This is a genomic window from Roseicella aerolata, assembly GCF_020523605.1.
Taxonomy (GTDB): domain Bacteria; phylum Pseudomonadota; class Alphaproteobacteria; order Acetobacterales; family Acetobacteraceae; genus Paracraurococcus; species Paracraurococcus aerolatus.
Window position 1 is genome coordinate 53,522 of the sequence record NZ_JAJAQI010000036.1, and the last position, 9,594, is coordinate 63,115.

The window sequence follows — 9,594 nt, forward strand, 5'->3', positions numbered from 1 at the left end:
CCGCCACGCGCGACCCATGCAGCCGGCAAAGCCGGCCGAGCACCCGAACGGGTGCCGCGGCCGGTGCGCAGCCGGGCCGCGCTTGGGCGCGGCGCCGGCGATCGGGGCCGCGGCGATGCGGCAGCATCCCCGCGGGACATGACAGGCATGTCCATCAGCACGCCCTTCATCCTGCGGCCGATCGCAACCGCGCTGCTCGCGCTCGGCGTCGCGCTGACGGGCATCGTGGCCTATTTCGCCCTGCCGATCGCCCCCCTGCCGCGGACCGATATCCCGACCATCTTCGTCGGCGGCGGGCTGCCCGGCGCCGATCCGGAGACCACGGCGGCCTCCGTCGTGGGGCCGCTGGAGCGGCGGCTCGGCGCCATCTCGGGCGTCACCGAGATGACGTCCTACTCGGCGCTCGGGGCCTATTTCATCGTCCTGCAATTCGATCTCGCGCGGAAGATCGACGACGCGGCGCGCGACGTGCAGGCTGCGGTCAATGCGGCCGGCAGCGACCTGCCCCCCCTGCCCACCCCCCCCTATATCCGCCGCGTCAACCCGGGCGACGCGCCGGTCCTGATCATGGCGATGACCTCCGACACGGTCTCGCCCGGCACCGTCTATGACGCTGCGGACAGCGTGGTGGCGACGCGCATCGCCCAGGTGCCGGGGGTTTCGCAGGTGCAGATCCAGGGCGCCGAGCAGCCCGCCATCCGCATCGCCATCGACCCGGCCGCGGCCAGGGCCGCCGGCGTCAGCATGGAGGGCGTCCGCCAGGCGATCAGCCAGGCGAACGTGACCCAGGCGACCGGGCTGGTGGATGGCCGGGACCAGATGGCGGCCGTCGCGGTGAATGACCGCCTGACGACGCCGGAGGAGTTCGGCCGGATCATCCTCCGGCAGCAGGATGGCGCCATCGTCCGCCTCTCCTCGATCGGCCGGGTGACGCTGGATGCGCGGGACCGCCGCCAGGGCGGCACGGTGGACGGGCAGCCGGCCGTGATGATGACGGTCTTCAAGCAGGCGGACGCCAATGTCATCGAGGTGGTGAACGGCATCCGGGAGCTGATGCCGCAGCTGGAGCGCTGGCTGCCCGCCGGCATCGAGATCCGCACCATCCGCGACCGGACGGAGACGATCCGCGCCAGCGTGCGGGAGGTGCAGCACGCCCTGCTGATCTCCATCGTCCTGGTCGTGCTGGTCGTCGCGCTCTTCCTGCGGCGGACCTCGGCGGTGCTGGCGACCGGCGCGGCGGTGCCGCTCTCGCTGCTCGGCACGCTGGCGGCGATGTGGCTCTGCGGCTACTCGCTCGACAACCTTTCGCTCATGGCGCTGACCATCTCGGTCGGCTTCGTGGTGGACGACGCCATCGTCATGATCGAGAACATGGCGCGGCTGCGGGAGCGCGGGATGCCGCCGCTGCAGGCGGCGATCGAGGGTGCGCGGCAGATCGGCTTCACCGTCGTCTCCATCACCGTCTCGCTGATCGCGGTCTTCATCCCGCTGCTCTTCATGGGCGGGCTGGTCGGGCGCATGTTCCGGGAATTCTCGGTGGTGCTCGCCATCGCCGTCGCCCTCTCCGGCGTCGTCTCCCTCACCCTCACTCCCATGATGGCCGCCCGGCTGGCGCGGCGGAACCCGCCGCCGCCCGGCCGCCTCGGGCGGGCGGTGGAATGGGTGATGCGCGGCATGACGGACGGCTATCTCTGGAGCCTGCGGCACGTACTGCGCTGGCGCCGGCTGATGCTGATCCCGACTCTCGGCCTGATCGGCATCACGGTCTGGCTCTACACCATCGTGCCGAAGAGCTTCTTCCCGGACCAGGATACCGGCCTGATCATCGCCACCACGCGGGCGGCCTCCGACACCTCCTACCAGGCCATGCTGCAACTGCAGGACCGCGTCGTCTCCGTGTTGCGGCAGGATCCGGCGGTCGCCAGCGTCGCCTCGGCGATCGGCGCCGGCAACGGCAATGCCTCGGTCAGCCAGGGGCGCGTCTTCATCAGCCTCAAGCCGCTGGCGGAGCGGCCGGGCGTCTCCGCCGATGACGTCATCAACCGGCTGCGGCGGCCGCTCGGCACCATTCCCGGCATCCAGACCTTCATGCGGGCGGTGCAGGATATCGGCATCGGCGGGCGGGCCGGCAACGCCTCCATCCAGTTCGTCCTGCTCTCCCCGGACATCGCGGAGTTGCGGACCTGGTCGGAGGTGCTGGTGCGCAGGCTGCGCACCCTGCCGCAGATCCAGGACGTCTCCTCGGACCAGCAGAATGCCGGGCCGGTGGCGCATCTGGTGATCGACCGGGAAGCGGCGGCGCGGCTCGGCGTCAGCGTCGCCGCCATCACCTCGGCGCTCAACAGCTCCTTCTCGCAGCGGCAGGTCTCGGTCATCTATCGCCCGCGCAACCAGTACCGCGTGGTGCTGGAGGTGGACCCGGCGCTGCAGCAGTACCCCGAGCAGGTGGACGATATCTGGCTCTCGGGCGCCGGCGGGGTGCAGGTGCCGCTCTCCTCGCTCGTGACCCTGGAACGCAGCACCGCGCCGCTGTTCATCACCCATCAGGCGCAGTTCCCGGCCTCCACCATCACCTTCAACCTCTCGCCCGGCGTCGCGCTGGGCGAGGCGACGGCGGCGGTGGAACGGGCGGCGCTGGAAGCCGGGCTGCCGGATACGATGCGGACGGAATTCGCCGGCAGCGCGCGCGCCTTCCAGTCCTTCACCAGCGGCCAGCCGCTGCTGATCCTGGCGGCGCTGCTGACCATCTACATCGTGCTCGGCATCCTCTACGAGCACCTGCTGCACCCCATCACCATCCTCTCCACCCTGCCGACCGCCGGCATCGGCGCGCTGCTCGCGCTGCTCCTGACCGACACCTCCTTCAGCGTCATCGCGCTGATCGCGATCATCCTGCTGATGGGCATCGTGAAGAAGAACGCGATCATGATGGTGGACTTCGCCCTGGACCATGAGCGCAACGGCGGTGCCGGCGGGATGGAGGCGATCCTCGAAGCCTGCCGGGAACGCTTCCGGCCGATCCTGATGACGACGCTGGCCGCCGTCTTCGGGGCGGTGCCGCTGGCGCTTTCCACCGGGCCGGGCGCGGAGCTGCGCGAGCCGCTCGGCATCGCCCTCATCGGCGGGCTGCTGCTGGCGCAGGTGCTCACCCTCTACACCACGCCGATCGTCTATCTCGCGCTCGACGGGTTCGGGCGGAAGAAGCGCGCGGCGGTGCCGCAGGCGGTGCCGGCGGAATAGCCAGGGCGGATCGGCTCCGATCCCGGAAGCAATCCGCCGCCGGTCATTGCTTGCAGGGCCGAGTCACGCCAGCCGCGATCCTTCCCATCCCGGCGTCATGGGTGCGATCAGCGCGCGGACATCCGGCAGCGTCTCCAGCGCATCCACCAGGCCGATCACCGCCTCCGCCCCTTCGGGATCCAGCCGCTCGGCGGCATAGGCCCAGCAGCCGCGGAACTTGTCCAGGCACGCCGCGCGGGAGAGCGGGTGCGCCGGGCTCGCCAGCATCCCCTCCACCCGGTGCGTCAGGATGCGGCCGTCATGCAGCCGTACCTCCACATGCTGCGGCAGCAGTGCGTTGGGATTCGGGTCCTCGACGCGCGTCACGCGCACGCGGCGCGCCAACTCGTAGGTCGCGGGGTCGGAGAGCGCCGCGCCGCGGAAATGTGCCAGCTCGATGCGGCCATGCTGCAGCAGCTTGGCCAGCACGAAGGGCAGGCAGAGCCGCGCATAGGCCGGCGCCGGGTCGGGCAATGCCGGGCGGTTGACGAGCTGGTTGATCAGCGGCGGGGCGGCGATGGTGATGCCGTCCACATCCCCGGCGCCGAAGCCATGGGCCGCCTGCAGTGCCATCACCGCCTCCACGCCGCCATGGGTGGCGCGGCCGCTCGGGAAAGGCTTGTGGCTCAGCTCGGTCATCCGCCAGGCCCTGCCCAGCGCTGCCAGCACCTCCCCACAGTCCCAGGCCCCTTCGAAGAGCGGCAGGTAGCCGAAGCGGCCTTCCAGGGGCGCGTCGAGGCCAGGGAAGCCGGCCGCCGCCAGGTCGCAGCTCTGGATGGCGGCGCGGGCATTGAAGCCGATCTGCAGCGGCAGCAGCGGGTTGCCCTCGCTATGCGCCTGCATGGTGCCACTGGCCTGGCCGAGTTGCATCCCGAGCGCCGTCAGGGTCCGCGCCGCGTCATGGCCGCGCAGCCGGGCAAGCCCGGCCGCCGCGCCGAAGCCGCCCGAACTCGCCGGGCGGAAGAAGCGCCAGCCCTGCCGCGCCGCGAGGCCGAGGCTGCACGCCACATCCACGCCGGCGACCACCGCGGTGATCAGCTCCCGGCCCGAAACGCCGCCCCGCAGCTCCGCCTCGGCCAGCAGCACCGGCAACAGCGTCGCCATGGCGTGCAGCACGGCGCCCTCATGCAGGCTGTCGAATTCCTGGCAATGGACCTGGAAGGCATTGACCAGCGCCGCCGCGCCGGGGCCGAGGCGGGCGCGGGTGCCCCAGACCGAGGCGCCCTCCCCCTCCCCCCAGCCGCGCGCGGTGGCCAGCAGCGGCGCCGCCTCCGGCACGCTGCCGCCGGCAATCCCGACACCGAGCGTGTCCAGGATGAAGATCTTGGCCTTCGCCACCGCCTCGGGCGGGATGTCGGCGAAGCGCAGGCCGGCGGCATGGGCGGCGAGGCGATGGGCGGCGTCCGGCTGGCTCATGCCCGCATGATGCATGGCGGGCGCGGAAGCTGCTATCCCGGGCGCAGGGCAGCGGGAGCAGCAGGATGGAGCCGGTCGTCGTCGCGGTGGCGCAGAGCCCCTTGCACGGGTTCAGCAAGGAGGCCGTGGCGGAGATCCGGCTGCTCGCCGGCCTTGGTGTCGCGGGCGATGCGCATGCGGGGGAGCGGGTGAAGCACCGTTCCCGCGTCGCGCGCGACCCGACCCAGCCCAATCTGCGGCAGGTCCACCTGCTGCATGCCGAGTTGCTGGAGGAATTGCGCGGACGTGGCTTCGATCTTCACCCCGGCGATGTCGGGGAGAATCTGCTGACCCGCGGCCTCGACCTGCTGGGCCTGCCAACGGGCACGCGGCTCCGCCTGGGCGGGATGGCCGAGATCGAGGTGACCGGCCTGCGCAATCCCTGCGCCCAGCTCGATCGGTTCCGGCCCGGCCTCACCGCTGCCATGCTGGACCGCGCGGCGGATGGCAGCCTGGTCCGCAGGGCGGGCGTCATGGGCGTGGTGCTGGCAGGCGGCGTGGTGCGGCCGGGGGATCCGATCACGGTCATGCTGCCGCCCGGAGCGCGGAGGCCGCTCCAGCCGGTCTGACGGATGGCCGGACACGGCCGGGAGGTCAGGCGACCTGCAGCACCCGCAGGCCCGGCGCGAGAGCGTCCGAGGCCTCGCCCGCCTCCAGCCGGCCCAGCGCCTCGCGCATGCGCGCCTCGCCGGCGCGCCAGCGGTCCCGCAGCGTCGCCGGCGAGAAATCGAAGGCCTTGCCGAGCCCGGCCTCGTCCAGCCCGGCCCGGTAGCCAAGCATGACCACCGTCGCGGCATGCGCGCCCTCGGCCGCCTCCCGCAGCCGTGCCGCGACCTCCGGTTCGGCGCGCACCGCCTCCGGCAGCCGCTCCGCCAATTCCGCCACCAACGCCCGCAGCCGGTGCTCCCGCACCCGGCCTTCCAGGATCCGCCGGGTCTGGTTGCCGAAGGCCAGGTCGCCGGCGCGCGAGGCCGAGGCGGCGAGGGTCCGCGGCCGGCTGCCCATCGGGGCGAAGAGCTCCACCACGAAGCAGAGCACATCCTCCGCACCCGGCTCGTCCAGCACCAGGTCGAGCGGCACGTTGGAGGACAGGCCGCCATCCGCGAGCAGCCGCCCCTCGATCTCGATCGGCGCGAAGAGCGGCAGCAGGGCGGAGGAGGCGACGACATGCTCCGGCCCGATGCGCGCGCCGCGGCCGGTGTCGAACACCACGCGCTCGCCGCTCACCACATCGGTCGTAGCAATGGCGACGCGCGTCTCGCCCGAATTCAGCCGGCCGAAATCCACCATGCGCCGCAGCCGCTCCAGCAGCGGCTCCAGGTCATAGAGCGCGGGCACCTGCCCGATCTGCGGCGTCGGCGCCAGCCGCGGGCGGTACAGCCCCGGCCGGCCGAGCATCAGGCTCTGCACCACCGCGGCCTGGTTGTAGCTGCGGCGCCAGGCGCCCTCGGCCGGCGGCAGGCCAAGCAGGAAGGTGGTGGCGGGCGTCGGGTCGCCCGCGACACCCTCCCAGAACTCGCGCAGCCGCTCGACCCGCTGTCCCGGCGGGTTGCCGGCAATCAGCGCGGCGGCGACCGCCCCGGCCGAGGCACCGGCCAGCCAGTCGAGCGGCGGTCCACCCGCCGCCTCCAGCGCGGCATAGGCCCCCGCCTCGAAGGCACCGAGCGCGATCCCGCCCGAGAGCACCAGGGCACGGGTCTGCCGGTTCTCCTGCGCCAGGCCCGGCGATGGCTGCATCATGTCCATGGCTAGCGCGACTCCGGTCCGGGCTTCGCCGCGGGGACCAGCGCCTCCAGCATCCGCGCGGTGGCGGCCAGGCCGGCATCCGCCAGGCGGAAACCCATGCTGGCCAGTTCGATCGGCCAGGCGGCGAGCGAGGTCATGGCCGCCAGCGGCGCGCCGCCGCTCTCCGGCCGCTCCCGCCAGCCGCCGGTGACGCCCAGGCCGTCCGGCCTGCCCTCGAACAGCGCGCCGGGGGTATCGGCGCTCGGCGTCCCGGAGAGGAAGCCGGTATGCAGCGTGCGGCCGGTCATCCAGGTGGCGAAGGTGGGCGCCAGCCTCTCCTGCGCCGCGGCCAACTTGCCGAAGCCACCGACGATCACCTCCGCCTGCGGATGCTCGACGAGTTCGACCACCGTCTCGGCCACCTCCTCGGGCGTATAGACCGGCGGCGCCGCGCGCACGGACCGGCCGCTGTAATTGGCCGCGTGCTGGAAGAAGGGCGTGTCGATGACCGAGGGCAGCACGGTGCAGATCTGGATCTCCGGCTGGTCCAGCACCTCCTGCCGCAGCGCCTCGGAGAAGCCGCGGATGGCGAATTTGCTGGTGGCATAGGCGGTGCCGTCCGGCTTGGCGGTGCGCCCGACGATCGAGGCGTTCTGCACCAGCACCCCATGGCCCTGCCGGCGGAATTGCCGCATGGCGACCTTGGCGCCATGCACATAGCCGAACAGGTTGATCTCGATGACGCGGCGCCAGGCCTCCATCGGGATCGCCTCCAGCCGCCCGAAGGCGCCGACGCCGGCATTGTTGAACCAGACATCGATGCGGCCGAAGCGCTCCAGCGCGCGGCGGCCGAGCGCCTCCACCTGCGCCTCCTCCGTCACATCGGTCGGCACGGCGATGGCGGTGCCGCCCAGCGCCGTGCATTCGCGCGCCGCCTCCTCCAGCATCCCGGCCCGCCGCGCGGCGAGCACCAGGCAGGCGCCGCGCCGGGCGAAGGCCTGGGCGGTGGCGCGGCCGATGCCGCTGGAGGCGCCGGTGACGACGACGACGGGCGATTCGGTCTGAGTGGGCATGATGCGTCCTGTCGAGGGGCCGGGCCGACGGAAGCCGGCCGAGTGCGTTCGGCCCGGTCTATGCTGCATTGCGGTATGACGGTCCTAACGGGCGCCGGCGTGCCGCGGTTCCTTGCGTGCCGGGGCGAACAGCCGGCGCTGCGCCGCGTTGGAGGCGCCATGACGCAACGATGGCCCGTCCGGCTCTGGGTGGTTCGCCATGGCGAGAGCGCCGGCAACCTCGCCCGCCGCGCCGCCCTTTCGGCGGGGCACACGCATATCGAAACGGGCGGCCGCGATGCCGACGTGCCGCTGAGCGCGCTCGGCGAGCGGCAGTCGCGCGCGCTCGGCCGCTGGTTCGCCGCCATGCCGAGGGAACAGCGGCCGGAGGTGGTGCTCACCTCTCCCTATCGACGCGCCCGGCAGACCGTGGCGCTGATCGGCGAGGAGGGAGGGCTCCTCGCCGACCCTGTCGATATCCTGCAGGACGAGCGACTGCGGGAGAAGGAGTTCGGCGTCCTCGACCGGCTGACCAGGCAGGGCATCGACCGCCATTATCCGGAGCAGGCGGAGTTCCGCCGGATCCTGGGGAAATTCTACCACCGGCCGCCGGGAGGCGAGAGCTGGTGCGACGTGCTGCTCCGGCTGCGGAGCGCACTCGACAGCGTCTCGCTGCATCATGGCGGGGCGCGGGTGCTGATCGTCGCGCACCAGGTGGTGGTGCTCTGCCTGCGCTACCTGATCGAGAAGCTGGACGAGGAGGCCATCCTGGCCATTGATGCCGAAGGTGACGTGGCGAATTGCGGCGTCACCGAATATGCCTTCGACCCGGCGCGTGGGCGGGACGGCGCGCCGGTCCTGCTGCGCTGGAATTTCGTGGCGCCGCTGGAGGCCGAGGGCGCTCCGGTGACGGCCGAGCCCGACAACCAGGCGGGGTCGCGATGAGCGCACCGGAGCCGGTGACGGAGGATCTCCTCCGCGATATGCCCCTGCCCCGCCACCAGGAGGGCGAGGACAAGGACGAGCGCGGCCGCGTGCTGGTCGTGGCCGGCAGCGTCGAGGTGCCGGGCGGCGCGCTGCTCGCCGGCCTCGCCACGCTGCGCGCCGGCGCCGGCAAGGTCCGCATCGCCACCTGCCGCAGCGTCGCCATACCACTGGCCCTGGCGATGCCGGAAGCGCGGGTGATCGGGCTGGAGGAGACCTCGGCGGGCGGCATCGCGCCGCAGGAGGCGGACAACCTGGCCACGCGCATGACGCAATGCGACGCGGCGCTGATCGGCCCCGGCATGGTGGACAGCCGCGCGGCCGCGGCGCTGACCGCGGCGGTCCTGGATCGCAGTGCCGATAACGGCGTGCCCGTCGTGCTCGACGCCGCGGCGCTGCGGGGGCTGCGCGGCGGCCCGCCGCCCGGCCATGCCGGGCGGCTGGTCGTCACGCCGCATGCCGGGGAGATGGCGACGCTGCTCGGCATGGACCGGGAGGCGGTGCTGGCGGACCGGTTGGACGCCGCGCGCCGGGCGGCGGCCAAGCTGCAGGCGGTGGTGGTGATGAAGGGCGGCTGCAGCTTCATCGTCTCGCCGGAAGGCCGGGCCTGGGCATCCGACCGCGGCAATGTGGGCCTCGCTACCTCCGGCTCGGGCGATACCCTCGCCGGCATCATCGCCGGCCTGCTCGCCCGTGGCGCGCCGCCGCTGGCGGCGACGCTCTGGGGGGTCTTCCTGCATGGGGAGGCGGGGGCCCGCCTCGCCCGGCGGCAGGGCCTGGTCGGCTATCTCGCGCGGGAATTGCTGGCGGAGGTGCCGCCGATCATGGCGGGGCTGGCGGCATCCAAGGCCTGAGCGGCACGCAGGCCTGTCTGCACTACAGCGGATGGGCGTTCATATCTGAACGCCCATCCGCTGTGGTTCTTTGTTTTTCAGGCAGATTCAGGCTCCCAGGCGTTCACGCCCCGCAGCGATCTTCTCTAGACCTTTATTGCCCTGACTGTGCATAGCCGCAGTGTTGGAAGTAGGCGGCGCACTCGCTCGGACTGAAGCGGTCGAGGAGACTGCCGATGGTATCCCAGAGGGTGCCGACGGTCCTG

General features: G+C 72.4%; 7 protein-coding genes. 4 read left to right on the forward strand and 3 right to left on the reverse strand.

What is annotated here, in order from left to right:
• Nucleotides 1-147 precede the first annotated feature (147 nt).
• Nucleotides 148-3,240, forward strand: a complete 3,093-nt coding sequence (locus LHA35_RS20420) for an efflux RND transporter permease subunit (protein ID WP_226611627.1) — start codon at nucleotides 148-150, stop codon at nucleotides 3,238-3,240.
• Between the two features lie 63 nt (nucleotides 3,241-3,303).
• Here the strand turns inward: LHA35_RS20420 and LHA35_RS20425 are convergent, their stop codons facing one another.
• Entirely contained in the window at nucleotides 3,304-4,695 is a 1,392-nt protein-coding gene (locus LHA35_RS20425) for an MmgE/PrpD family protein (protein ID WP_226611629.1), read from the reverse strand.
• 65 nt (nucleotides 4,696-4,760) lie between these two features.
• Between LHA35_RS20425 and LHA35_RS20430 the strand changes: the two genes are divergently transcribed.
• Nucleotides 4,761-5,303: an MOSC domain-containing protein gene (locus LHA35_RS20430; protein ID WP_226611635.1), complete on the forward strand. Its 543-nt coding sequence runs from the start codon at nucleotides 4,761-4,763 to the stop codon at nucleotides 5,301-5,303.
• Nucleotides 5,304-5,328: 25 nt separating this feature from the next.
• Here the strand turns inward: LHA35_RS20430 and LHA35_RS20435 are convergent, their stop codons facing one another.
• The gene (locus LHA35_RS20435) at nucleotides 5,329-6,480 is read right to left on the reverse strand and encodes a patatin-like phospholipase family protein (protein WP_226611636.1); all 1,152 of its coding nucleotides are present in this window, start codon (nucleotides 6,478-6,480) and stop codon (nucleotides 5,329-5,331) included.
• 2 nt (nucleotides 6,481-6,482) lie between these two features.
• Nucleotides 6,483-7,532, reverse strand: a complete 1,050-nt coding sequence (locus tag LHA35_RS20440; protein ID WP_226611637.1) for an SDR family oxidoreductase — start codon at nucleotides 7,530-7,532, stop codon at nucleotides 6,483-6,485.
• Nucleotides 7,533-7,691: 159 nt separating this feature from the next.
• Here LHA35_RS20440 and LHA35_RS20445 point away from each other — a divergent pair, with 159 nt between their 5' ends.
• Together LHA35_RS20445 and LHA35_RS20450 are read left to right on the forward strand one after the other, a co-directional pair.
• Nucleotides 7,692-8,456: a histidine phosphatase family protein gene (locus tag LHA35_RS20445; RefSeq protein ID WP_226611638.1), complete on the forward strand. Its 765-nt coding sequence runs from the start codon at nucleotides 7,692-7,694 to the stop codon at nucleotides 8,454-8,456.
• On the forward strand, nucleotides 8,453-9,349 hold the full coding sequence (locus LHA35_RS20450; protein ID WP_226611639.1) for an NAD(P)H-hydrate dehydratase: 897 nt from the start codon (nucleotides 8,453-8,455) through the stop codon (nucleotides 9,347-9,349). Before LHA35_RS20445 ends, LHA35_RS20450 begins: the two co-directional genes overlap by 4 nt.
• The last annotated feature ends 245 nt before the right edge of the window (nucleotides 9,350-9,594 follow it).

Coding starts and splice junctions, on each gene's coding strand:
- LHA35_RS20445 (WP_226611638.1), top strand. CDS start 7,692: ATGACGCAACGATGGCCCGTCCGGCTCTGGGTGGTTCGCCATGGCGAG.
- LHA35_RS20440 (WP_226611637.1), bottom strand. CDS start 7,532: ATGCCCACTCAGACCGAATCGCCCGTCGTCGTCGTCACCGGCGCCTCC.
- LHA35_RS20450 (WP_226611639.1), top strand. CDS start 8,453: ATGAGCGCACCGGAGCCGGTGACGGAGGATCTCCTCCGCGATATGCCC.
- LHA35_RS20435 (WP_226611636.1), bottom strand. CDS start 6,480: ATGGACATGATGCAGCCATCGCCGGGCCTGGCGCAGGAGAACCGGCAG.
- LHA35_RS20430 (WP_226611635.1), top strand. CDS start 4,761: ATGGAGCCGGTCGTCGTCGCGGTGGCGCAGAGCCCCTTGCACGGGTTC.
- LHA35_RS20425 (WP_226611629.1), bottom strand. CDS start 4,695: ATGAGCCAGCCGGACGCCGCCCATCGCCTCGCCGCCCATGCCGCCGGC.
- LHA35_RS20420 (WP_226611627.1), top strand. CDS start 148: ATGTCCATCAGCACGCCCTTCATCCTGCGGCCGATCGCAACCGCGCTG.